We start from the raw sequence: 21,116 nt of genomic DNA, 5'->3' as shown, positions 1-21,116 counted from the left end.
TCACGTCGATGGCTCACAGTATATGGAGGGCTTGTCAGGTTCGAAAGACCAGATATAGTTCTCACTACAGGGGCGGCGTTGCCCCGCCCGGATGTCCCGACAGCAGGTGCAGCAGGGATCGGATAGACAGGATGGATGGCGATTTCAGGACCAATTTCGTCAGGGAACCGGTGAACCTCAAGGCGCATCCGGCGCTCGTGCTCAACGCGGATTTCCGGCCGCTGTCCTATTATCCGCTCTCGGTCTGGCCCTGGCAGGAGGCGATCAAGGCGGCGTTCCTCGACCGTGTCATCATCCTGGCGGAATACGAACGGGTGGTGCGCTCCCCCTCGATGGAGATCCGCATCCCCTCGGTTGTGGTGCTCAAGGACTTCGTGAAACCGCAAAAGCGCGTCGCCTTCACCCGGTTCAACCTCTTCCTGCGCGACGGGTTCGCCTGCCAGTACTGCGGCTCGCGCGGCGAGCTGACTTTCGACCATGTGCTGCCGCGCTCGCGGGGGGGCAAGACCACATGGGAGAATGTCGTGGCCGCCTGTTCGCCCTGCAACCTGCGCAAGGGCTCACGGCTCCTGCGCCAGTCGGGGCTGAGCCTGCGCAAGAGGCCGCTGGCCCCGGATGCCGAGAAGCTGCGCAATCTCGGGCGCAAGTTCCCGCCCAACTATCTGCATGAAAGCTGGATGGATTTCCTTTACTGGGATGCCGAACTGGAAGCCTGAACCGCCCTGAGCCAGATCAGCGCCAGCGCCAGGGAGGCCAGCACGTTCCAGCTTGCCATCGACAGGCCCAGCAATTCCCAGGCGACCTCGTCGCACATGACAACGGGCGCGGCATTCTCGAAACTCAGAAGCTCCGCGCCGCTCAACCCGCCAAGCCCCTCGCCGCCGCCGCTGCAGGAAGTCGGTCCCGGCCACCAGCCGCGCTCCACCCCGGTGTGATAGGCGCCGATGCCCGCGCTGGTCAGCGCGCCCAGACCGCCCAGGACGGGCCAGATCACGCCGGGCAGCAGCAGGCCCAGCCCGCCCGCGAGCACCGCCAGACCGTGCGGCCAGCGTTGCCAGAGGCAGAGCTTGCAGGGCGCCAGCCCGCCCAGATACTGGAAGGCCAGCGCCCCCAGCAGCAGCGCGGCCGAGCCGCCGGCGGCGAGCGATATGAGTTGCCGGCGCGTCACAGGTACCGGACCGCCGCGAAGCCGCCCAGCAGCAGCGCCGTGAAGAGCGTGAACAGCAGTCCCAGCCGGCGCTCGATGAAGCTGCGGATCGGCGCGCCGAACTTCCACAGCAGCGCCGCGAGGATGAAGAAGCGGATCCCCCGCGCGATCACCGAGGCGACCATGAAGATCGTCAGGTTAAGCCCCGTCGCGCCCGACAGGATGGTGATGACCTTGTAGGGAAAGGGCGTGACCCCCGCGATCAGCACCGCCCAGGCGCCCCAGGCGTTGTAAGTGTCTCGGAACTCGGCGAAATAGGCCTCCTTGCCGTAGAAGGCCAGCACCGGTTGGCCCACGCTGTCATAGAGGAAGGCGCCGATCACGTAACCCAGCAGCCCGCCGGCGACAGACGCGGCCAGGCAGACCCCGGCGATCAGAAAGGCGCGGCGCGGCGCGGCCAGGATCATCGGGATCATCAGCACGTCGGGCGGGATCGGGAAGACCGAGCTTTCCAGGAAGCTGATTACCGCCAGTGCCCAGAGCGCATGGCGCGTCTCGGCCAGCCGGATCGTGCGGTCGTAGAGGGATCTGAGCATCGCGGCCCTTCATTCAGCTTGCCACCTTGCAGCACGCGGCGGGCGGGGGGTCAAGCGTCATTGCGCGCTCGCTCGTGCACCCTGGCGCGCGCGATGCCGTTGACGAGGCAAGGGCACCGCGCTAGACCGGCCGTCGCGCTGGCCCGAGTGGCGGAATGGTAGACGCAGGGGATTCAAAATCCCCCGCCGCAAGGCGTGTCGGTTCGAGTCCGACCTCGGGCACCAGCGACCGTTCCCCGCATGACCGATTTCAGAAACGTGCGACTTCTCGTCCGAGTCGTTTCGGGATCGGACGATCGTCGCCCGGCTAAAGGCGATTCGCGCCGCCAGTTCACGGGGCCGTGACAATCCGGCCGCAAAAGACCGTTTGATGCGGTAGGTTGACTGAACCGGATCGCCGCATTTTCGACATATTTGTCGCACCGTTCACAGCACAGTGAGGTTGCGGAGGTCGATGGGCTGCATTGCGGCGTGGAAACAATCAGAGGCTGAAACATCTGTGCGGCCCGGCTGGGTTCTCGTTTACGGAGTCGACCTCCAACATACCGCAATCCAAGGTTGAAAACTGGCGAAGACCGCCCCGGCGCGCCGGTTCAAACCGGAAACAATGCGGGTCGGGACGTGGACCGGATGCGCCCCGGATCCGGCGCGTGACGGACGCGATCACGACAAGACTTTGACACGGTTCCGCCAGATTCTCCTTTGTTTCAGCCCGCCAGTTCAGTAATTTTAAACCTGCCCGACTGGGGGGCACTGCTTGTTTTGGCCATGGGGTGGCTGTGTTGAGTGGGTCAAGGTTGGTTATGAGTTGCGTAGGGGTGGGGTACCGTCATGGGGCGGCTGTCACTGACAGCCGTTCCATGATCGGGCTTTTCTTCAGGTTGCACTCGTACCGCTGACCATTTCGGTTACGCGCGCTTCGGCGCGCATGTTACTTACGGCACATCGTGCCGGTTGCTGCCAGGCAGACAGGTGAAGATCCCTTTGTCAGGCGGCTCGTGGGGGTAGGCGGTATGACGGATCACATCCTGGACTGGGGCGCATTCGGGCCGGCGGGCACCAGCCTTGCCGATGGCGGCAGCACGACGGTCGGCGGCATCCGCGTCGATGTCGGATTTCTCGACCTGAACGGCCACAGCCGCATCAATGTGACCGAGACGCATCAGTATGTCGAGAGCGCCGATCCCTTCACCCAGATGACCGGGCTGGAGCTCTTCGGGCGCGGCGGCACCGGCCAAGGCGTTGACGATACCTCCCTGACGACGATTGCCTTCTCGGCCGTGCCGGGCAGCGGGCTGGCCGATGGCGTTGCGGATGTTTCCTTTCGCATCAACGATGTCGATATGGGCAAATGGTACGACGATCACACGGATATCGTGACGATCCGTGCCTATGACGCGGACGGCAATCCGGTGGCGGTTTCGCTGACGCCGGAAGGATATCAGTCCGTCGATGGCGCCACCGTCACAGGCACCACGCCCGACACGCTGCCCACGGACGAATCGGGCTCGGTGCTGGTCGACATTCCGGGCCCGGTGGCGTGGATCGAGATCGACTACGACAATGGTGAGGCCACGGATCAGAAAATCTGGCTGACCGATATCGCCTTCGCCCCGGCGCCCGGCGGCGATGGGCTGGTGGAGGGCGATGACGCGGCAGATGTCATCGACATCACCTATCTGGACGACCCGGATGGCGATCGGATCGACGCGGGCGACGCGATCCTGCCGGGGCAATCTGGCGACGATGATATCGTGCTGGCCGAAGGCGGCGACGACACGGTGAAGGCCGGCGCAGGAAACGACCTGGTGCTGGGCGGCGCCGGCGACGACCGGCTCTTCGGGGAAGAAGGCAATGACAGGCTCGTCGGCGACGGCGACTGGGTCGACGGGAAAGTAGAGATCGTCGATGGCCCGGATGCCGGCGACGACCTGCTCGACGGCGGCGCGGGAAACGACCATCTCTTCGGCAATGACGGCAACGATACGCTGCTGGGCGGCGACGGTAACGACCAACTCGACGGCGGCGCGGGCGACGACCTTCTGGATGGTGGCGCTGGCAATGACGTGATGCGCGGGCGCGACGGCGACGACAGCTTTGTCAGCGGCAGCGGCAACAACGTGATGTTCGGCGGCGACGACCGTGACAGCTTCTCGGGCTTCGACCCCGAGGCGCGCAATGTCGTCTTCGGCGGCAGCGGAGGAGACGATTACGATACGCTCGATCTGACCGGCACGGGCCGCTTCGAGATCGTCAACGAGGTGACCGACCCGGACGGGGATTCGATCTCCGGCAAGGTCAATTTCCTGGACGCCGACGGCAAGACGACCGGCCATGTCGTCTTCAAGGAGATCGAGAAGATCGTGATCTGCTTCACGCCCGGCACCTCCATCGCGACGCCGCGCGGCGAGTTGCTGGTCGAGGACCTGCGGGCCGGTGACAAGGTCATCACCCGCGACAACGGCATCCAGGAAATCCGCTGGATCGGCGGTAAGAAGGTCACCTATCAGGATTTGATCAGCGCGCCGCATCTCAAGCCGATCCTGATCCGCGCGGGCGCCCTGGCGCCGGGGTTGCCGCAGCGCGACATGATGGTTTCTCCGAACCACAGAATGCTGGTCGCCAATGACCGCACCTCGCTCTATTTCGAGGAGCACGAGGTCCTGGTCGCCGCCAAGCACCTGGTCAACAACAACGGCATCCACCAGGTCGAGAGCATCGGCACGACCTATTTCCACATGCTGTTCGACAATCACGAGGTAATCCTTGCCAACGGCGCCTGGACCGAAAGCTTCCAGCCCGGCGATCATTCCCTTCGCGGGATCGGCAACGCGCAGCGCAACGAGATCTTCGAGCTTTTCCCCGAGCTAAAGCACAAGGCCGGGGTCGAGAGCTACAGCTCCGCGCGGACCACGCTGAAGCGGCACGAGGCACGGTTGCTCCTGGATTAGGGGGATCTGAGGGCAATCAGTGGGGACGGGGTGCGGCTGCTGCCTGGCCGCGCCCCGTTTCCATGTTCAGAGCGTGTGGTGTTTCCGCCAGCGCGCCCAGTCTTCCGGCGTGTCGAGATCGGTCAGCGCCCGCCGGCCGGGCAGGGGGACCGCGCGCGTGTTTCCCCGCTCCGCTTCGATCAAGCTTCGCGCGCCCTCGTCTCCGTCAAGCTCCAGCAGCCGGGGGAAGAGCCGGGCGGGAAAGAGCACCGGATGGCCCGGTCTGCCGTCTTCGGCCGTACCGCGGCAGATGCGCGGCTTCGTGGGGTCATGCGCGTTCAGCACCGCGGCCAGATCGGCCGAGGTCAACTCGGGCATGTCGGCCAGCACCAGGAGCGCGGCCTCCACCTGCGGGGGCAGGGCGCGTATGCCCGCGCGGATAGAGGCCGCCATGCCCAGTCCCGCGTCCCGTGCGACCACGATCCGGATTTCGAGCCCGTCGAGCGCGGACTGGCGCGCGGGCGTATCGGGGGGAAGGACCGCGACGGTCAGCCCGGCGCCCGCGCGCAGGCAGGTCTCGGCCCGTTCGCGCAGGAGCGGCCGGTCGCCCATCGGCTCCAGCAGCTTGTCGCGGCCGCGCATCCGGCGCGACGCGCCCGCGGCCAGAAGAAGGATCGCGGTCTGGCTCATGGCGCGCAGTCTAGAGCGGTCGCGCTTCGATCCGCAACATGTCGCCTTCACCCCGCGTGGCTCACCCCCTCAGCCGCGCGCCCTCGGGGTCGAAAAGCGGCTCGGTCAGCATCCGCGCGGGGCGCATCCGGCCCAGTATCTCGATCTCCACCGCCGGAACTCCGGACAGGCAGTCGCGCGGCAGGAAGCCCAGCGCGACGGATTTTCCCGCCCAGTGCGACCAGCCGCCGGAGGTGCAGAAGCCCACAACCTCGCCGTCGAGCCAGATCGGCTCATAGGCCACGACATCGGCATCCCCGGCCTCCACCTCGAAGGCCACGAGCCGGCGCGCGGGGCCGCGCTGCGCCGTCTCCAGCGCCGCAGTCTTGCCGATGAAATCGGCGGGCTTCTCAAGCCGCATGAACCGGTCCAGCCCGGTTTCCGCCGGCGTGTAGTCGGGGCCGTATTCATGCATCCAGGCGCCGAAGAAGCGGTCGAGCCTGAGCGACATCATCGCGCGCATGCCGAAGGGGCGTAGCCCAAGGTCGCGGCCCGCCTCCCAAAGCACCGACCAGAGCGCGCGCTGATCCATCGCGTCCACATAAATCTCATAGCCCAGATCGCCGGTATAGCTGACCCGCTGCACGAGCGCCCGGCAGAGCCCGATATCCATATGCCGGGCGTCGAGAAAGCGCAGCGCCTGCGCCGAAACGTCCGTATGAGCCACGCGGGCCAGCAGATCGCGCGCCCGAGGCCCGGCGATCTGGAAGCCGGTCAGGCGGTCCGAGACGTTCTCGACCGCCACGCCTTCGGCCGCGTTCTGCTCGAACCAGCGCATGTGAAAATCCTGCGCGCCGTAGGAGGCGGTGAGTTGAAACCGCTCATCGTCCAGGCAGGCCACGGTGAAATCCCCGATGATGCGGCCCGCGGGCGACAGCATCGGGTTGAGCGCCAGCCGCCCCGGCGCGGGGATCTGCCCGGCCATGATCCGGTCGAGCCAGGCGCGTGCGGCGGGCCCCGTCACCCGGTACTTGCCGAAATTCTGCACCTCGTTGATGCCGACGCCCTCGCGCACCGCCATTACCTCCTGCCGCGTGGCCTCGAAGGCGTTGGAGCGGCGGAAACTCGGCGTCTCGAAGCGCGGCTCACCGGGCAGGGCAAAGTAATTGACCACTTCCAGTCCGTATTGCTGGCCGAAGACCGCGCCCATCTCATCGAAAGTGTCGTACAGCGGCGTGGTGCGGAAGGGGCGCGCGGCGGGCAGTTCCTCGTTGGGGTAGCTGACCGAGAAGCGGCGCTGATAATTCTCCAGCACTTTGGGGCGGGTATAGCCCGGCGTGATCCATTTGCCGAACCGCGCCACGTCCATGGCGAAGACGTCGCGCTCCGGCTCGCCCTCCGCCATCCATTGCGCCAGGCTCAGCCCCACGCCGCCGCCCTGGCTGAAGCCCGCCATGACCGCGCAGGCGGACCAGTAGTTCCTGAGCCCCGGCACAGGACCAACCAGCGGGTTGCCGTCGGGGGCGAAGGTGAAGGGGCCGTGGATCACGGATTTCACCCCGGCGCGTTCCAGCACCGGGAAGCGGCGATAGGCGAAGGCGATGCTGTCCTCGATCTTGTCGAAATCGTCGGGCAGAAGCTCATGGCCGAATTCCCAGGGCGTACCATCCACGGCCCAAGGCCGGGCCTTCTGCTCGTAGAACCCGATGCAGAGCCCGCGGCCCTCCTGACGCAGGTAGCTTTCCCCGGCGGGGTCCATCACATGCGGATGTTCCTGACCGCGCTCGTAGATCTCGGGGATGTCGTCGGTGACGATATACTGGTGCTCCATCGGGTGAAGCGGCAAGTAGAGCCCGGTCATCGCCGCGACCTCCCGCGCCCAGAGCCCGGCGGCATTCACCAGGTGCTCGGCCACGAGCGTGCCCTGCTCCGTCACCACGTCCCAGCCGCCATCGGGACGCGGATTGGTTTCCAGCACCTTGCAATGGGTGACAATCTCTGCCCCGCCGATGCGCGCAGCCCTGGCATAGGCATGGGTTGTTCCTGACGGGTCCAGATGCCCGTCGAGCGGGTCGTATAGCCCGCCGAGGATGCCGTCGAGATTTGTGATCGGCGCGAGTTTCGCGATCTCCTCCGGCCCCACGATCTCGGTCTCCAGACCCATGAAGCGGTGCTTGGCGCGCTCGGCCTTGAGCATGTCGAAGCGTTCGGGCGTATCGGCCAGCGTGACGCCGCCGACATGGTGCAGACCGCAGGAGAGGCCCGTGATCTCCTCCAGTTCCTTGTAAAGCCGGATCGTGTAGCCCTGGAGCGCGGCCATGTTGGTATCGCCGTTGAGCGTGTGAAACCCGCCCGCCGCGTGCCACGTGGAGCCCGAAGTCAGTTCCGAGCGTTCCAGCAGCGTGACATCGCGCCAGCCCAGCTTGGTCAGGTGATAGGCGACCGAGCAGCCGACAACGCCGCCCCCGACGATGCAGACACGGGCTTGGGTTTTCATGGCGATCCTCTCCTGCTGCTATTCCGTGGAGTTTCGAAGCATGGAGAGGCGATTCATGTCAGCTTGCGACATGGCCGGGTCGCATTCGGTGCCCGGCAGCCCCCGCGCCGGGACGCGGGGGGCGGTTCGTTACTTCAGGATCGAGCGGCCAGCATATTCGGCGGTCTCGCCCAGCATCTCCTCGATGCGGATCAACTGGTTGTACTTGGCCAGCCGGTCGGAGCGGGCGAGGCTGCCGGTCTTGATCTGCCCGCAATTGGTGGCCACGGCCAGGTCGGCGATGGTGGCGTCCTCGGTCTCGCCCGAGCGGTGCGACATGACATTGGTGAAGCCCGCGCGATGCGCCATCTCCACGGCGGCGAGCGCTTCGGTCAGCGTGCCGATCTGGTTGACCTTGACCAGCATGGAATTGGCGCAGCCCTTGGCGATCCCGTCGGAGAGCCGCGCGGGGTTGGTCACGAAGAGGTCGTCGCCCACGAGCTGGCAGCGCCCGCCGATTGCCGTGGTCAGCGCGGCCCAGCCGTCCCAGTCGTCCTCGGCGCAACCATCCTCGATCGAGATGATCGGATAATCCCCGATCAGCGCCTCCAGATAGGCGACGTTTTCCTCAGGCGTCAGGGTCTTCTCCTCGCCGGCCAGGACGTATTTGCCGTTCTCGAAATACTCGGTGGAGGCGCAGTCGAGCGCGAGATAGATGTCCTCGCCCGGCTTGTAGCCTGCCTTTTCGACGGATTTCATTATGAAATCGAGGGCATCGCGCGTGGAGTTCAGGTTTGGTGCGAAGCCGCCTTCATCGCCCACGCCGGTGGCGAGACCGGCGGCGGCCAACTCGCCCTTGAGCGTGTGGAATACCTCGGCGCCCATGCGCACCGCGTCGCGGATATTGCCCGCCGAGACCGGCATGATCATGAATTCCTGGATGTCGATCGGGTTGTCGGCGTGCTCGCCTCCGTTGATGATGTTCATCATCGGCACCGGAAGCACGCGCGCCGAGGTGCCGCCGACATAGCGGTAGAGCGGCTGCAGCGAATAGGCCGCGGCGGCCTTCGCTACCGCGAGGCTCACGCCCAGGATCGCGTTGGCTCCCAGCCGGGACTTGTTCGGGGTGCCGTCCATCTCGATCATCAGGCGGTCGATCATCACCTGTTCGGTGGCGTCCGTGCCCAGCAATTCCTCGGCGATCTCGCCATTGACGGCGGCGACCGCATCCAACACGCCCTTGCCCTTGTAGCGGGCCTTGTCGCCATCGCGCCGCTCCACAGCCTCGTGCGCGCCGGTGGAAGCGCCCGAAGGAACCGCGGCGCGGCCCATCGTGCCGTCTTCCAACGTGACATCCACCTCGACGGTGGGATTGCCGCGGCTGTCCAGAATCTCGCGTGCAGCGATGTCGATAATTTCACTCATTGTCAGGTCCTTGCGTGGGTTTCTTCAGGGGAACGCCATAGAGTTCCAGCTTGTGGCCGGTCAGCCTGTAGCCCAGCCGCGCGGCGATCTTTTCCTGCAGCGCCTCGATCTCGGGATCGACGAATTCGATCACGTCGCCGCTGTCGAGGTCGATCAGGTGGTCGTGATGGGCGCGCTCGGCATCCTCGTAGCGCGCGCGCCCGTCGCCGAACTCCACCTTCTCGATGATGCCTGCCTCCTCGAAGAGCTTCACCGTGCGGTAGATCGTGGCCAGCGAGATGTTCGGGTCCACCTCTGAGGCGCGGGCGTAGAGCTCTTCGGCATCCGGGTGGTCGCGCACGCTCTCCAGCACGCGCGCGATGACGCGGCGCTGTTCGGTCATGCGCAGGCCCTTGGCCTCGCAACGGTCGATGATCGGCTCTCGCATCGGCAGTCCCGGACTCTCACGCCGGGGTTTAAGCGATTTGCGTGGGCGAGGAAAGCCTGCGGGGTGGGTTGGCGGGACTTTCGCGGCGCTGGCGGCGTCAGGTGCCGCAGAAGGTCTGGCGCACGACTTCCTCCGGCCGGGGCGGGATTTTCAGATCCGCGTACTCGGGCGGATCCTCATAGGGCCGTGCCAGAGCGGCCATCAACCGTCCGAACGGGGCGTAATCGCCCGCGACGCCAGCCTGGATCGCCTCCTCCACGCGGTGGTTGCGCGGGATATGGGCGGAGTTGGCGGCGCGCATCGCGTCCTGCCGGGCGGTGGTACCGCGCTGTTCCTGCGTCAGCCGTTCGCGCCAGAGCGCCGCCCAGCCGTCGAAAAGCGCGGGCTCGGCGAAGAGATCGCGTGCCGGGCCATCTTCCGCCGCATCCTCGCCCAATGTGCAGAGCGCGCGGAACAGCGCGGTGAAATCGGCCCGTCCCTCGGCCATGCGCGACAGCAGGTTCTGCGCCAGATCGCCGTCGCCTTCGGCCTCCCGTTCCAGCCCCAGTTTGGCGCGGAACACCGTGAGCCAGGCATTTTGGTAGAGATCGGGAAAGCGGTTCACGGCCTCGGTGGCCAGGTCGATCGCGGTCTCCCGGTCGTCGTCGATCTGCTCCAGCAGGCAGGTGGCGAGTTGGGCCAGGTTCCACACCGCGATCTGCGGCTGGTTGGCATAGGCATAGCGCCCCATCTGGTCGATGGAGGAGAAGACGCGCCCCGGATGATAGTCGTCCATGAAGGCGCAGGGGCCGTAATCAATGGTCTCGCCCGCCAGCGACATGTTGTCGGTGTTCATCACCCCGTGGATGAAGCCCAGCCCCATCCATTGCGCGATCAGCCGGGCCTGCCGGGCGATCACCGCGTCGAGGAGCGCCTGCGCGGGCCGCTCGGCTGGGGCGGCGTCCGGATAGTGGCGCTCGATCACATACTCCGTCAGGGCGCCGAGCGCGTCCATGTCGCGGCGCGCCGCGAAATACTGGAAGGTACCCACGCGCACATGGCTCGCCGCCACGCGGGTCAGCACCGCGCCGGGCATCGCGCCTTCGCGGAAGACCGGCTCGCCCGTGGTCACGGCGGCCAGCGCGCGGGTGGTCGGCACCCCCAGCGCGTACATCGCCTCCGAGACGATGTATTCGCGCATGACCGGCCCCAGCCACGCGCGGCCGTCGCCCATGCGGCTGTAGGGCGTGCGCCCCGCACCCTTGAGCTGGATGTCGCGGCGGATGCCGTCGCTGTCGGTGACCTCGCCCAGCAGGATCGCGCGCCCGTCCCCGAGCTGCGGTACCCAGCCGCCGAACTGGTGCCCGGCATAGACCTGCGCCAACGGATCGGCCCCGCCGGGCAGGGCGTTGCCCGCCAGAACGGCGAGCCCCTCCGGGGTGGCCAGCGCCTCGGGGTCGAGGCCCAACTGCCGGGCCAGTCCCTCGTTCACGGCGATCAGGCCCGGCTCGGCCACCGGCGTCGGCGCGAGCTTCGTGTAGAAGCGCTCCGGCAGGCGGGCATAGCTGTTGTCGAAAGGGATCGTCAGGGTCATGGCACGGGCTCCTCGCCCCAAGACCTATGCGCGGCGCGTGGCGATTTCCAGAACCCGCCGGCCGGCCGGAGAGACATGCCATGTCTCTGAGCCGCGTTGGTCGGCAATGCGGACATTGATGCCGTTTAAGTAAACATCTACAATCTTATATAGTGTGTAAATGAGAAGAAGCCTGCTCATGGGAACTTGGGGTGCTGGAGTATTCGAAAATGATGCAGCAAGTGACTGGCTTGGCCATTTGGAGAAGCTTGGCTTTCTTGCCATTACGACACCACTCGGCGTCATCGGGGAATACGCTGACCGAAAGAAACCTATACCCGCAGATGCTGAGCAAAGCTTCTGGGCTATGTGTGAAGTAGTTGGGATGGCAGGTGGATTAACTGATCCATCTCAGGCGGCAGATTACAGCGCAACCATTAAGCGGGATGCCGAGAAAATACTCAAAATTCCAAATCTCAAACGGCGTATTCTATGGGCGCTTGGTCGACTGGAAGGCGAAACAACCGAATTGGAAGAATTATGGGATAGTGCGGGTGAAAGAGAGATTTTTCGCTCTCACCGTGAGCGCGCAAAGGATGCAGCGCTCAAGGTCTTGAAACAAGACGAATGATCGCTCAGGACTCAAAACAGACCAACTCGGTTCGCGGACGAGCCCAACAAAAAAAGCGGGGGCAGAGCGCCCCCGCAAGTCAAAGGTACACGTCGGTTCTTCGACGGGTCAGCCGTCGAAATCGACCTCTTCGGTCAGTTTCAGCGCCTCCGGCCGGTTGCCGGCCAGGCTCATCAGGTTCACGTCGTCGGCCGTGAAATCGCCCCAGGAGGCGACCAGATCGGCCGGTTCGGTGCCCGGCGCGATCGGGTACTCGTAATTCGCCTCGGCATAGATCTCCTGCGCCTTGGGCGAGGTCAGGAATTCCATCAGCTTCACCGCGTTCTCGCGGTTCGGTGCGGATTTCGTCAGCGCCACGCCCGAGATGTTCACATGGGTGCCGCCGTCCTCGAATTCGGGGAAGACGATGCGGACGGCGTCGGCCCAGGCTTTCTGTTCCTCATCGGCCAGCATCTTGCCCATGTAATAGGTGTTGCCCAGCGCGATATCGCATTCGCCGGCCCAGATCGCCTTGACCTGCGCGCGGTCGTTGCCCTGCGGCTTGCGCGCGAGGTTGGATTTCAGCCCTTCGAGCCAGGCTTTCGTGCCCTCCGCGCCGTGATGGTGCAGCACCGCGGCAGTCAGCGCCACGTTATAGGGATGCAGGCCCGAGCGGGTGCAGACGCGCCCTTCCCATTTCGGGTTGGCCAGATCCTCGTAGGTGGTCACCGCGCTTTCCGGCACGCGCTCCTTCGAGGCATAGACGACGCGGGCGCGGGTGGTCAGCCCGTACCAGTGCCCGTCCGGGTCACGATAGATGGCGGGCACGTTTTCGGTCAGCGTGTCGCTGGTGACGGGCTGGGTCAGACCGGCCTCGACCACCGCAGAGAGCCGCGAGATGTCCACGGTGAAGACGAGATCGGCGGGCGAGCGTTCGCCTTCGGCCTTAAGCCGCTCGACAAGGCCCTTGTCGAGATGCGCCACGTTGACGGCGATGCCGGTTTCCTCGGTGAAGGCATCGACCAGCGGCGCGATCAATTCGGGCTGCCGGTAGGAGTAGACATTGACCTCCTGCGCGAGCGCGGGCAGGGCGGTCAGGGCAGCGGCGGCCCCGAGGGCGAGGCTGAGGAATGCGGGTATCATGGCGATCCTTTCGGGTCCGTTTGAAAACACCCGTACATAAATCCGAGTCTTTTGATCGGGTCAATACCTGATTGTTTTACTCGGCAGCTTTCTCCACGCGTTTCGCATCATTCCAGAATGAGTCCATCTCGGCCAGGTCGGATTGGTCCGGTGTCCGTCCTTCCGCTTCAAGGCGGTCCTCTATCGTATTGAAACGGCGCATGAACTTGTCGTTTGCCGCGCGCAGGGCGGCCTCCGGGTCGATCTTCATGTGGCGCGCCAGGTTGGCCATGACGAAGAGCAGATCGCCGAACTCCTCCTCCATCTCTGCCGGGCCCAGCCTGTCGCGCGCCTCCAGAAGCTCGGCCGTCTCCTCGGCGATCTTGTCCAGAACGTCGCCGGTATCGGGCCAGTCGAAACCGACGCGCGCCGCGCGCTTTTGCAGCTTCACCGCGCGCATCAGCGCCGGCAGGCCCAGCGCGACCCCGTCCAGCACCCGGCTGCGGGCCTCGCCCGCGGCGGCGCGTTCGGCGGCCTTGATCGCCTCCCAGTCGCGGGTTTGCTGCGCGGCGGTCTTGTCGCGGCTCTCGGCGCCGAAGACATGCGGATGGCGCGCCACCATCTTGTCGGCGATGGTCCGCGCGACGCTGTCGAAATCGAAGAGCCCGCGCTCGGCCCCCATCTCGGCATGGTAGACGACTTGCAACAGCAGATCGCCCAATTCGCCCTCCAGATCGGTCCAGTCGCGCCGCGCGATGGCGTCGGCCACCTCGTAGGCTTCCTCGATGGAATAGGGGGCGATGCTATCGAAATCCTGCTCGATGTCCCAGGGGCAGCCGGTTTCGGGGTCGCGCAAGCGGCGCATGATCTCCAAGAGACGCGGCAGGCCGGCATCGGGGTCGAGGCAGAGCCGCTGGCTTTCGTCACGGGTCAGGGGCATCGGGGGTCACCTTCCGCATTGATCGGGGTTGCGGGGCAGGGCCTCAGTCACGGCCCTGCGTGATGCGTTCGGCCTTGCGCCGGACAAGGACCGTGCGCAGATCGTGCATCGCCAGCAGGAGCGTATCGGTGATCTCCTCCAGATCGTCGTCGCTCGCCGTGCTCTGCGCCCATTGCGCGGTCAGGTTCAGGTGATCGACGGCGCGGTGGATGTCGTCGATCTGGCGCGCGGCGAGTTCTTCCTGCCGGGCCTCCATCCAAGCGCGGATCTGCGCCATCTCGGCCTCGGATATCTCCCGGTCGCCATGCGGCTTCACCGAGCCGTTGCGGATGTTGACGACGGCGATCTGGTCCATGTCGAGCCGCCGCTGACGGTTCTGGGTGTCCACGCGGAAAACCAGCGCGCCATTTTCGCGAACGCGGAAATAGAGTTCTGGCAGTTCACCCGACATGGCGCGGAGTCTTACCGCACAGTTCACGAAAGGGAAGCGCAGAAATTCGTGATCCGCGTACAGGCCTCACGCAGTGCCTCGTCGGAGGCGGCGTAGCTCACGCGGAAATGCGGCGAGAGCCCGAAGGCCGCACCAAAGACCACGGCGACGCCGGTTTCCTCCAGCAGCGCGGTGGCGAAATCCTCGTCGGTCGCGATCCGGGTGCCGGCGGGGCTCGTCTTGCCGATGCAACCCGCGATCGAGGGGTAGACGTAGAAGGCCCCCTCGGGCACGGGGCAACTCAGCCCGGGCGCAGCGTTCAGCATCTCCACCACCATGTCGCGGCGGCGCAGGAAGGCCGCGCGGCTGGTGGCGATGTAATCCTGCGGACCGTTCAGCGCCTCCACCGCGGCCCATTGGCTGATCGAGCAGGGGTTGGTCGTGGATTGCGACTGCACCTTTCGCATCGCGGTGATCAGGTGCTCCGGTCCGCCGGCATAGCCGATCCGCCAGCCCGTCATGGCATAGGCTTTCGAGACCCCGTTCACCGTCAGCGTGCGGTCGCGCAGGCGCGGCTCGACCTCGGCGGGGGTGCAGAAGTCGAAACCCGGATAGGCAATATGCTCGTACATGTCGTCGCTCAGCACCCAGACATGCGGATGGCGCATCAGCACCTCGGTCAGTGCCGCGAGGTCCGCGCGCCCGTAACCCGCGCCCGTGGGGTTGGATGGCGAGTTGAAGATCAGCCACTTGGTGCGCGGGGTGATCGCGGCCTCCAGTTGCGCGGGCGTGATGCGGAAGCCCGCCTCCTGCGTCGCGCCCACGATCACCGGCTCGCCGCCGCAGAGTCGAACCATGTCGGGATAGCTGACCCAGTAGGGGGCGGGCACGATCACCTCGTCGCCCGGATTGAGCGTGGCCATCAGCGCATTGAAGAGCACCTGCTTTCCGCCGGTGGAGACGGAGATCTCCGACGCATCGTAATCCAACCCGTTGTCGCGGCGGAACTTCTCGCAAATCGCAGACTTCAGTTCCGCAATCCCGTCAGGTGCGGTATACTTGGTCTGTCCTTCATCTATGGCGCGCTTCGCCGCCGCCTTGATGTTGTCGGGCGTGTCGAAGTCCGGCTCGCCCGCTCCCAGCCCGATCACGTCGCGGCCCTGTGCCTTCAGGTCGCGCGCCAGCGTGGTCACCGCCACAGTGGGCGAGGGTTTCACACGCGCGAGAATGTCGGACAGGAAAGGCATGATGTCGGTCCTTGATTTGCATGTAGCGGTGCTTCGTCTTAGGTTGCGCGCCGAAGCTGATCAAGGCTATCCGGCCTGACAGGAACACAGGAGTTCAAAAGCGATGAATGCCGTCGAGGACGTAAGCGCCGAAAGCTACTACAGCAATGACACCGCCACCTTCGGGGACCGCGTTGCGGCGGCGCGTGAGGCCATCGGGCTGAGCCAGGAAGACCTTGCCAGGAAGCTGGGCGTCAAGGTCAAGACCGTCACCGGCTGGGAGGACGACGTGAGCGAGCCGCGCGCCAACCGTGTGCAGATGCTGGCCGGAATCCTGAACGTTTCGATCATGTGGCTGCTCACGGGCGAGGGCGACGGGCTGGAAGGCCCGGTGGATGAGACAGCGCTCGAGGCCAACGTGCACGACATTCTGGTGGACATGCGCCGGCTCAAGGGCGATTACGGCCGCCTGAACGACCGTCTGGGCCAGCTCGAGAAACGCCTGCGCGCGGCGCTCAAGAATGCCTGAGAGCGACGCCGGGGCCGAGCCCCGCGATATCCGCCTGCGCCGGTTGCGGATGCGCTCCGCCCGGCGCGGGACCAAGGAAATGGACCTTATCCTGGGCCGTTATGCCGAGGATCGGCTGGCGTCGATGGATGCGCAGGCGCTGGCGCTCTACGAGCGGCTCCTGGAAGAAAACGACAACGATCTTTACGCTTGGGTGTCGGGCCAGAGCGCGCCGCCCGCGCCCTATGCGGCCGTGATCGCAGAGCTGTCGTCGCAGCCGCTGCGGGGCTGAGTACGCCGCGTTTTTCTCCGCTTAACCGATTCTTGGCGAATCGGCGCGATGGTCACGTAATCGATCTGTGACACCGCGGAGAGACGGATGAGTTTGCACACGCCACTGGCTGACCGGCCCGCACGCGCCTTCATGCACGATTACGTGGAGACGCTCGCACTGGTGGAACGGCTGCACCGGCTGCTGCTCGATGTCATCAAGGATGAATTCGAACGGCTGGGCGTGCTGGAAATCAATGCCGTGCAGGCGCTGCTGCTCTTCAATGTGGGCGACGCGGAAGTGACCGCCGGGGAGTTGAAGTCGCGCGGCTACTACCAGGGTTCGAACGTGTCCTACAATCTCAAGAAACTGGTGGAGGCGGGATACATGCACCACCAGCGCTGCGAGATCGACCGCCGGTCGGTCCGGGTGCGGCTGACCGCGCGCGGACGCGAGATCTGCGAGATCGTGGCACATCTCTTCACCGGCCATGCCGAGAGCATCGCCGAGCGAGAGGTGCTGGGCGGGGAGACGCTGATGGGCATCAACTCCGCCCTCAAGCGGCTGGAGCGCTATTGGGGCGACCAGATTCGCTATATTTACTGAGGCGCGGCTGTTCAGGCGCGGCGCGCGGGGACGCGACACCCTGACATTTTCGTGTGTCCATGCGCCGCAGGATCCCCCGCGGGCACCGCCCTTGCCGGCTGGTGTCGGGCCGCGCCGGGCAGGGGATTGAAATCACGGGCGAAATCCAAATATAATAAATCCGATTAAAATACTCGGATATAAACTCCGCAAGGTCTTGAATATGCGTCCTTTTGTGGACTTCAACCGCCACGCTGCGCTAAATAGGACATAGACAGCACCAAGCCGCCAGTGCGTGACCCGGCGCAATTGACTTAGGTCAAAGCGCCGCCCACCGGAGCGCAGGATGATCCCTGAAGGTTGCGCGCTGAGGAGGAAGACCATGGATTACGACGCCGGGCTCGACACCGCCCTGAACCGGCTGCACGAGGAAGGCCGCTACCGGACCTTCATCGACATCGAGCGGCGCAAGGGCGCGTTCCCGAATGCCGTGTGGCGGCGTCCCGACGGATCGGAGCGCGACATCGTCGTCTGGTGCGGCAACGACTATCTGGGCATGGGCCAGCATCCGGTCGTGCTCGATGCCATGCACGAGGCGATCGAGGCCACCGGCGCGGGATCGGGCGGCACGCGCAACATCTCCGGCACCACGGTCTATCACAAACGCCTGGAGGCGGAGATCGCGGATCTGCACCGCAAGGAGGCGGCGCTGATCTTCACCTCTGCCTATATCGCGAATGAGGCGACGCTCTCGACCCTGCCGAAGCTCTTTCCGGGGCTTGTCATCCTGTCGGACGCCCTCAACCACGCCTCGATGATCGAGGGTATCCGCCACGGCAATTGCGAGAAGCACATCTTCCGTCACAATGACGTGGCCCATCTGCGCGAACTGCTCGAAGCGGTGGAGCCGGGTCGTCCGGTCGTCATCGCGTTCGAATCGATCTATTCGATGGATGGCGATTTCGGCCCGATGGCCGAGATCTGCGACCTGGCCGACGAGTTCGGCGCGCTCACCTATCTCGACGAGGTGCACGCGGTCGGCATGTACGGCCCCCGCGGCGCCGGCGTGGCGGAACGCGACGGGCTCATGGGCCGGATCGACATCATCAACGGAACCCTTGCGAAAGCTTATGGCGTGATGGGCGGGTATATTGCCGGCAGCGCGAAAATGGTCGATGCCATAAGGTCTTACGCGCCGGGCTTCATCTTCACCACTTCGCTGCCTCCGGCGGTGGCCGCCGGCGCGGCGGCTTCGGTCGCGCATCTCAAGGGTGATCAGATCCTGCGTGAGCGGCACCAGACCCAGGCACGGATCCTGAAGATGCGCCTCAAGGGGCTCGGCCTGCCGCTCATCGACCACGGCAGCCATATCGTGCCGGTCCATGTCGGCAATCCGGTGAAATGCAAGATGATATCGGACCTGCTGCTGGAGGATTTCGGCATCTACGTCCAGCCGATCAACTTCCCCACCGTGCCGCGCGGCACCGAACGGCTGCGCTTCACGCCCTCGCCGGTCCACGGGCCGGAGCTTCTGGATGGGCTGGTGCGCGCCATGGACAGCCTCTGGGGCCGCTGCGAACTCAACCGCGCCGGGCTGAGCGCCTGAGCCCCTCTGCCACCGTCTTGCCCCGACCTTGCCGCATTCAACGCACGGGTGCGTGGTATTTGCTCCTGTGTTAAAGTCCTGTCTCAAATGGGCCCGACAACTACGAATCATGGCCCGGGGGATACAGGCGCGCACATGACGAGGCATGGGGAATGATCGGGCGGAAATCCGACCCAGAGATCGAACCGGTCCCGGAACTCAAAGGCTTCGACGCCTTTGAGTTGAAGCTGGGCGACATCATGCGCGGCGAGCGTGCGACGATGGGCAAGTCCCTTCTGGACGTGCAGCGCGAGCTGAAAATCAAGGCCTCCTACATCGCCGCGGTCGAGAATTCCGACCCCTCGGCCTTCGAGACCAAGGGGTTCATCGCCGGATATGTCCGCTCCTATGCCCGGTATCTGGAGCTCGATCCGGACTGGGCGTACAGCACCTTCTGCGAGGAAAGCGCCTTCGACGGTGTCAATCCCGGAATCGGCCCCGCCAAGCCTGCCGGGAAGCCGTCGTCGGGCCAGGCGAAACCGCGCCCTCTCGGGGGCCCCGCAACCGGCGGCGACGGGCTGGCCTCGGCGAAAATCCGCTACCATCCGCCCGGCGGCGACTCGGTGCTGGGACAGATCCAGCCTGCGGCGGTGGCCTCGGTCGCGGTCCTGCTCGCGCTTATTGGCGGGCTGGGCTATGGCGGCTGGGCCGTTCTCCAGGAAATCCAGCGGGTGCAGTTCGCCCCGGTCGATCAGGCGCCCGGCGTGGCCGCGACGCTCGATCCTCTGGACGCCGTGCCCGACGGCAGCGCCGAGATGGCGGGGCTCGATGCGATACCCGGCCCGGATGCGCTCGACCGGCTCTATCGCCCGCAAGAACTGGACATGCCGGTGATGGTGGCCCGCGACGGCCCGATCTCCTCGCTCGATCCGGGCTCCATCGGTGCCTATGTGCCGGCCGGGCCGGACCGGCTGACGACGCTGCGCGAGCCCGCGCCGCAGAGCGAACCTGCCGCACCCGCGGCGCCGCAGGAAGACACGGTCCAGGTCACGATGGCCGAGATCCCCGAGGTGGAGATTTTCGCGGTGCGCCCGGCCTGGGTGCGCATATCCGCCAGCGACGGCACGGTGCTCTTCGAGAAGATCCTCGACGCGGGCGAACGCTATGCGCTGCCCGAATCCGATGAGGCGCCTCTCTTGCGTGCGGGCAATTCCGGGTCGGTCTATTTCTCGGTGGACGGCACGCCCTATGGCCCGGCCGGGGCGGCAACCAGCGTGGCGAAGAATGTCTCACTCGCCGCGTCGGATATCCAGGGGCGCTACGACCTGGCCGATCTGCCCGACGAGATGCTGCCCGCGCCGCGCCCCGCCGTGGCCGAAGCCAGCACGCAGTAGCGCCGCTGCGGCGACGTCCCGGCATTGCCAGCCGCGCCCGGCCAGACTATCTGTGGCGCAACGCAGCCCAGTAACGCAGCACAGCAGCGAGAGGCATCATGTCCCTGAACGCGGTCCGCCCGTGGCGCAACATCTACCGCCGCACGTCGCGCCAGATCCATGTGGGCGCCGTCCCGGTGGGGGGCGATGCGCCGATCAGCGTCCAGACCATGACCAACACCGATACCTCCGACGTGGCCGCGACCGTGGCCCAGATCACGGCCTGTGCCGAGGCGGGGGCGGATATCGTGCGGGTCTCCGCCCCCGACGCCGCCGCCACGCGCGCGCTGCGCGAGATCGTGCGCGAGAGCCCGGTGCCGATCGTCGCGGATATCCATTTCCACTACAAGCGCGCCATCGAGGCGGCCGAGGCCGGCGCGGCTTGCCTGCGCATCAATCCCGGCAATATCGGCGACGCGGCGCGGGTGCGCGAGGTGATCCGGGCGGCCCGCGACCATGGCTGTTCGATCCGCATCGGCGTCAATGCCGGCAGCCTGGAGAAACACCTGCTGGAGAAATATGCCGAACCCTGCCCGGAAGCGATGATCGAAAGCGGGCTGGAACATATCCGCATCCTTCAGGACAACGATTTTCACGAGTTCAAGATCAGCGTCAAAGCCTCGGACGTGTTCCTGGCCGCCGCCGCCTATCAGGGCCTGGCCGAGGCCACCGACGCGCCGATCCATCTTGGCATCACCGAGGCCGGCGGTCTGACCTCGGGCACGATCAAATCGGCGATCGGTCTGGGAAATCTCCTCTGGATGGGCATCGGCGACACGCTGCGTGTCAGCCTCTCCGCCGATCCGGTGGAGGAGGTGAAGGTCGGCTACGAGATCCTCAAGTCGCTTGGCCTGCGCCATCGCGGCGTGAACATCATTTCCTGCCCGTCCTGCGCCCGGCAGGGCTTCGACGTGATCAGGACGGTGGAGGCGCTGGAGGAGCGCCTTGCCCATATCAAGACCCCGATGAGCCTGAGCATCATCGGCTGCGTCGTGAACGGGCCGGGCGAGGCGCTGATGACGGATGTGGGCTTCACCGGCGGCGGCGCCGGTTCGGGCATGGTCTATCTGGCCGGCAAGCAGAGCCACAAGCTTTCCAATGCCGAGATGATCGAGCATATCGTGGAGCAGGTGGAACGCCGCGCGGCCGAGATCGAGGCGGCGTCGCAGGAAGCGGCGGAATAG

20 protein-coding genes and 1 tRNA gene are annotated in these 21,116 nt (G+C 65.6%); 10 read left to right on the top strand and 11 right to left on the bottom strand.

Going from position 1 to position 21,116, the window contains the following annotated elements:
- Positions 1 to 131 precede the first annotated feature (131 nt).
- Positions 132 to 716 (top strand): HNH endonuclease, encoded by a 585-nt coding sequence (locus DDZ14_RS00280; protein WP_109422945.1) that lies wholly within the window; start codon positions 132 to 134, stop codon positions 714 to 716.
- On the opposite strand, the gene DDZ14_RS00275 is transcribed toward DDZ14_RS00280, so the two are convergent.
- Positions 689 to 1,168: a disulfide bond formation protein B gene (locus DDZ14_RS00275; RefSeq protein ID WP_109422944.1), complete on the bottom strand. Its 480-nt coding sequence runs from the start codon at positions 1,166 to 1,168 to the stop codon at positions 689 to 691. The two genes, DDZ14_RS00280 and DDZ14_RS00275, sit on opposite strands and share 28 nt — an antisense overlap.
- Entirely contained in the window at positions 1,165 to 1,743 is a 579-nt protein-coding gene (locus tag DDZ14_RS00270; protein WP_109422943.1) for a YqaA family protein, read from the bottom strand. Before DDZ14_RS00270 ends, DDZ14_RS00275 begins: the two co-directional genes overlap by 4 nt.
- A 141-nt stretch (positions 1,744 to 1,884) precedes the next feature.
- Here DDZ14_RS00270 and DDZ14_RS00265 point away from each other — a divergent pair.
- Together DDZ14_RS00265 and DDZ14_RS00260 are read left to right on the top strand one after the other, a co-directional pair.
- A tRNA-Leu gene (locus DDZ14_RS00265) sits at positions 1,885 to 1,968 on the top strand.
- A gap of 788 nt (positions 1,969 to 2,756) precedes the next feature.
- Positions 2,757 to 4,694: a Hint domain-containing protein gene (locus tag DDZ14_RS00260; protein WP_109422942.1), complete on the top strand. Its 1,938-nt coding sequence runs from the start codon at positions 2,757 to 2,759 to the stop codon at positions 4,692 to 4,694.
- A 66-nt stretch (positions 4,695 to 4,760) separates the two neighbouring features.
- Here the strand turns inward: DDZ14_RS00260 and DDZ14_RS00255 are convergent, their stop codons facing one another.
- From DDZ14_RS00255 to DDZ14_RS00235, 5 genes are all read right to left on the bottom strand, one after another.
- Positions 4,761 to 5,363, bottom strand: a complete 603-nt coding sequence (locus DDZ14_RS00255) for an NTP transferase domain-containing protein (protein ID WP_109422941.1) — start codon at positions 5,361 to 5,363, stop codon at positions 4,761 to 4,763.
- Positions 5,364 to 5,424: 61 nt separating this feature from the next.
- Positions 5,425 to 7,839 (bottom strand): FAD-dependent oxidoreductase, encoded by a 2,415-nt coding sequence (locus tag DDZ14_RS00250; RefSeq protein WP_109422940.1) that lies wholly within the window; start codon positions 7,837 to 7,839, stop codon positions 5,425 to 5,427.
- Positions 7,840 to 7,968: 129 nt separating this feature from the next.
- Positions 7,969 to 9,243, bottom strand: a complete 1,275-nt coding sequence (gene eno, locus DDZ14_RS00245) for a phosphopyruvate hydratase (protein ID WP_109422939.1) — start codon at positions 9,241 to 9,243, stop codon at positions 7,969 to 7,971.
- Complete coding sequence (locus DDZ14_RS00240; RefSeq protein WP_109422938.1) at positions 9,236 to 9,670, bottom strand: Fur family transcriptional regulator; 435 nt, start codon at positions 9,668 to 9,670, stop codon at positions 9,236 to 9,238. Before DDZ14_RS00240 ends, eno begins: the two co-directional genes overlap by 8 nt.
- Positions 9,671 to 9,767: 97 nt before the next feature.
- On the bottom strand, positions 9,768 to 11,243 hold the full coding sequence (locus tag DDZ14_RS00235) for a YdiU family protein (protein ID WP_109422937.1): 1,476 nt from the start codon (positions 11,241 to 11,243) through the stop codon (positions 9,768 to 9,770).
- Between the two features lie 160 nt (positions 11,244 to 11,403).
- Here DDZ14_RS00235 and DDZ14_RS00230 point away from each other — a divergent pair, with 160 nt between their 5' ends.
- The gene (locus tag DDZ14_RS00230) at positions 11,404 to 11,853 is read left to right on the top strand and encodes a DUF4259 domain-containing protein (RefSeq protein WP_109422936.1); all 450 of its coding nucleotides are present in this window, start codon (positions 11,404 to 11,406) and stop codon (positions 11,851 to 11,853) included.
- 108 nt (positions 11,854 to 11,961) lie between these two features.
- On the opposite strand, the gene DDZ14_RS00225 is transcribed toward DDZ14_RS00230, so the two are convergent.
- The 4 genes from DDZ14_RS00225 to DDZ14_RS00210 all read right to left on the bottom strand — a co-directional run bounded on the left by DDZ14_RS00225 (position 11,962) and on the right by DDZ14_RS00210 (position 15,571).
- Complete coding sequence (locus DDZ14_RS00225; RefSeq protein ID WP_109422935.1) at positions 11,962 to 12,975, bottom strand: Fe(3+) ABC transporter substrate-binding protein; 1,014 nt, start codon at positions 12,973 to 12,975, stop codon at positions 11,962 to 11,964.
- A gap of 76 nt (positions 12,976 to 13,051) precedes the next feature.
- Positions 13,052 to 13,894 carry a nucleoside triphosphate pyrophosphohydrolase gene (gene mazG, locus DDZ14_RS00220; protein WP_109422934.1) on the bottom strand — a complete coding sequence of 281 codons (843 nt, stop codon included), beginning with the start codon at positions 13,892 to 13,894 and terminating at the stop codon, positions 13,052 to 13,054.
- Positions 13,895 to 13,937: 43 nt separating this feature from the next.
- Positions 13,938 to 14,345, bottom strand: a complete 408-nt coding sequence (locus DDZ14_RS00215; protein ID WP_109422933.1) for a DUF4160 domain-containing protein — start codon at positions 14,343 to 14,345, stop codon at positions 13,938 to 13,940.
- Between the two features lie 23 nt (positions 14,346 to 14,368).
- Complete coding sequence (locus DDZ14_RS00210) at positions 14,369 to 15,571, bottom strand: pyridoxal phosphate-dependent aminotransferase (RefSeq protein WP_109422932.1); 1,203 nt, start codon at positions 15,569 to 15,571, stop codon at positions 14,369 to 14,371.
- A 103-nt stretch (positions 15,572 to 15,674) separates the two neighbouring features.
- Between DDZ14_RS00210 and DDZ14_RS00205 the strand changes: the two genes are divergently transcribed.
- The 6 genes from DDZ14_RS00205 (at position 15,675) to ispG (ending at position 21,116) form a co-directional block, all read left to right on the top strand.
- On the top strand, positions 15,675 to 16,079 hold the full coding sequence (locus tag DDZ14_RS00205; RefSeq protein ID WP_109422931.1) for a helix-turn-helix domain-containing protein: 405 nt from the start codon (positions 15,675 to 15,677) through the stop codon (positions 16,077 to 16,079).
- Positions 16,072 to 16,350 (top strand): succinate dehydrogenase assembly factor 2, encoded by a 279-nt coding sequence (locus DDZ14_RS00200; RefSeq protein WP_109422930.1) that lies wholly within the window; start codon positions 16,072 to 16,074, stop codon positions 16,348 to 16,350. Before DDZ14_RS00205 ends, DDZ14_RS00200 begins: the two co-directional genes overlap by 8 nt.
- A gap of 87 nt (positions 16,351 to 16,437) precedes the next feature.
- A complete protein-coding gene (locus DDZ14_RS00195; RefSeq protein WP_233252415.1) occupies positions 16,438 to 16,935 on the top strand; it encodes a MarR family winged helix-turn-helix transcriptional regulator in 498 nt (165 codons plus the stop codon).
- Positions 16,936 to 17,296: 361 nt separating this feature from the next.
- Positions 17,297 to 18,520, top strand: a complete 1,224-nt coding sequence (gene hemA, locus DDZ14_RS00190) for a 5-aminolevulinate synthase (protein WP_109422928.1) — start codon at positions 17,297 to 17,299, stop codon at positions 18,518 to 18,520.
- Between the two features lie 152 nt (positions 18,521 to 18,672).
- The gene (locus tag DDZ14_RS00185) at positions 18,673 to 19,893 is read left to right on the top strand and encodes a helix-turn-helix domain-containing protein (RefSeq protein WP_109422927.1); all 1,221 of its coding nucleotides are present in this window, start codon (positions 18,673 to 18,675) and stop codon (positions 19,891 to 19,893) included.
- A 98-nt stretch (positions 19,894 to 19,991) separates the two neighbouring features.
- On the top strand, positions 19,992 to 21,116 hold the full coding sequence (ispG, locus tag DDZ14_RS00180) for a flavodoxin-dependent (E)-4-hydroxy-3-methylbut-2-enyl-diphosphate synthase (protein WP_109422926.1): 1,125 nt from the start codon (positions 19,992 to 19,994) through the stop codon (positions 21,114 to 21,116).

Source organism: Maritimibacter sp. 55A14, assembly GCF_003122205.1.
Classification (GTDB): Bacteria; Pseudomonadota; Alphaproteobacteria; order Rhodobacterales; family Rhodobacteraceae; genus QEYE01.
The sequence above is the reverse complement of the archived record's forward strand: the minus strand, read 5'-3'. Positions and strand labels throughout refer to the sequence as shown.

What these genes read in the sequence shown, in the direction of transcription:
- DDZ14_RS00280 (WP_109422945.1), top strand. Translation starts at nt 132, where the DNA reads ATGGATGGCGATTTCAGGACCAATTTCGTCAGGGAACCGGTGAACCTC.
- DDZ14_RS00270 (WP_109422943.1), bottom strand. Translation starts at nt 1,743, where the DNA reads ATGCTCAGATCCCTCTACGACCGCACGATCCGGCTGGCCGAGACGCGC.
- DDZ14_RS00260 (WP_109422942.1), top strand. Translation starts at nt 2,757, where the DNA reads ATGACGGATCACATCCTGGACTGGGGCGCATTCGGGCCGGCGGGCACC.
- DDZ14_RS00255 (WP_109422941.1), bottom strand. Translation starts at nt 5,363, where the DNA reads ATGAGCCAGACCGCGATCCTTCTTCTGGCCGCGGGCGCGTCGCGCCGG.
- DDZ14_RS00250 (WP_109422940.1), bottom strand. Translation starts at nt 7,839, where the DNA reads ATGAAAACCCAAGCCCGTGTCTGCATCGTCGGGGGCGGCGTTGTCGGC.
- eno (WP_109422939.1), bottom strand. Translation starts at nt 9,243, where the DNA reads ATGAGTGAAATTATCGACATCGCTGCACGCGAGATTCTGGACAGCCGC.
- DDZ14_RS00240 (WP_109422938.1), bottom strand. Translation starts at nt 9,670, where the DNA reads ATGCGAGAGCCGATCATCGACCGTTGCGAGGCCAAGGGCCTGCGCATG.
- DDZ14_RS00235 (WP_109422937.1), bottom strand. Translation starts at nt 11,243, where the DNA reads ATGACCCTGACGATCCCTTTCGACAACAGCTATGCCCGCCTGCCGGAG.
- DDZ14_RS00230 (WP_109422936.1), top strand. Translation starts at nt 11,404, where the DNA reads ATGAGAAGAAGCCTGCTCATGGGAACTTGGGGTGCTGGAGTATTCGAA.
- DDZ14_RS00225 (WP_109422935.1), bottom strand. Translation starts at nt 12,975, where the DNA reads ATGATACCCGCATTCCTCAGCCTCGCCCTCGGGGCCGCCGCTGCCCTG.
- mazG (WP_109422934.1), bottom strand. Translation starts at nt 13,894, where the DNA reads ATGCCCCTGACCCGTGACGAAAGCCAGCGGCTCTGCCTCGACCCCGAT.
- DDZ14_RS00215 (WP_109422933.1), bottom strand. Translation starts at nt 14,345, where the DNA reads ATGTCGGGTGAACTGCCAGAACTCTATTTCCGCGTTCGCGAAAATGGC.
- DDZ14_RS00210 (WP_109422932.1), bottom strand. Translation starts at nt 15,571, where the DNA reads ATGCCTTTCCTGTCCGACATTCTCGCGCGTGTGAAACCCTCGCCCACT.
- DDZ14_RS00205 (WP_109422931.1), top strand. Translation starts at nt 15,675, where the DNA reads ATGAATGCCGTCGAGGACGTAAGCGCCGAAAGCTACTACAGCAATGAC.
- DDZ14_RS00200 (WP_109422930.1), top strand. Translation starts at nt 16,072, where the DNA reads ATGCCTGAGAGCGACGCCGGGGCCGAGCCCCGCGATATCCGCCTGCGC.
- DDZ14_RS00195 (WP_233252415.1), top strand. Translation starts at nt 16,438, where the DNA reads ATGAGTTTGCACACGCCACTGGCTGACCGGCCCGCACGCGCCTTCATG.
- hemA (WP_109422928.1), top strand. Translation starts at nt 17,297, where the DNA reads ATGGATTACGACGCCGGGCTCGACACCGCCCTGAACCGGCTGCACGAG.
- DDZ14_RS00185 (WP_109422927.1), top strand. Translation starts at nt 18,673, where the DNA reads ATGATCGGGCGGAAATCCGACCCAGAGATCGAACCGGTCCCGGAACTC.
- ispG (WP_109422926.1), top strand. Translation starts at nt 19,992, where the DNA reads ATGTCCCTGAACGCGGTCCGCCCGTGGCGCAACATCTACCGCCGCACG.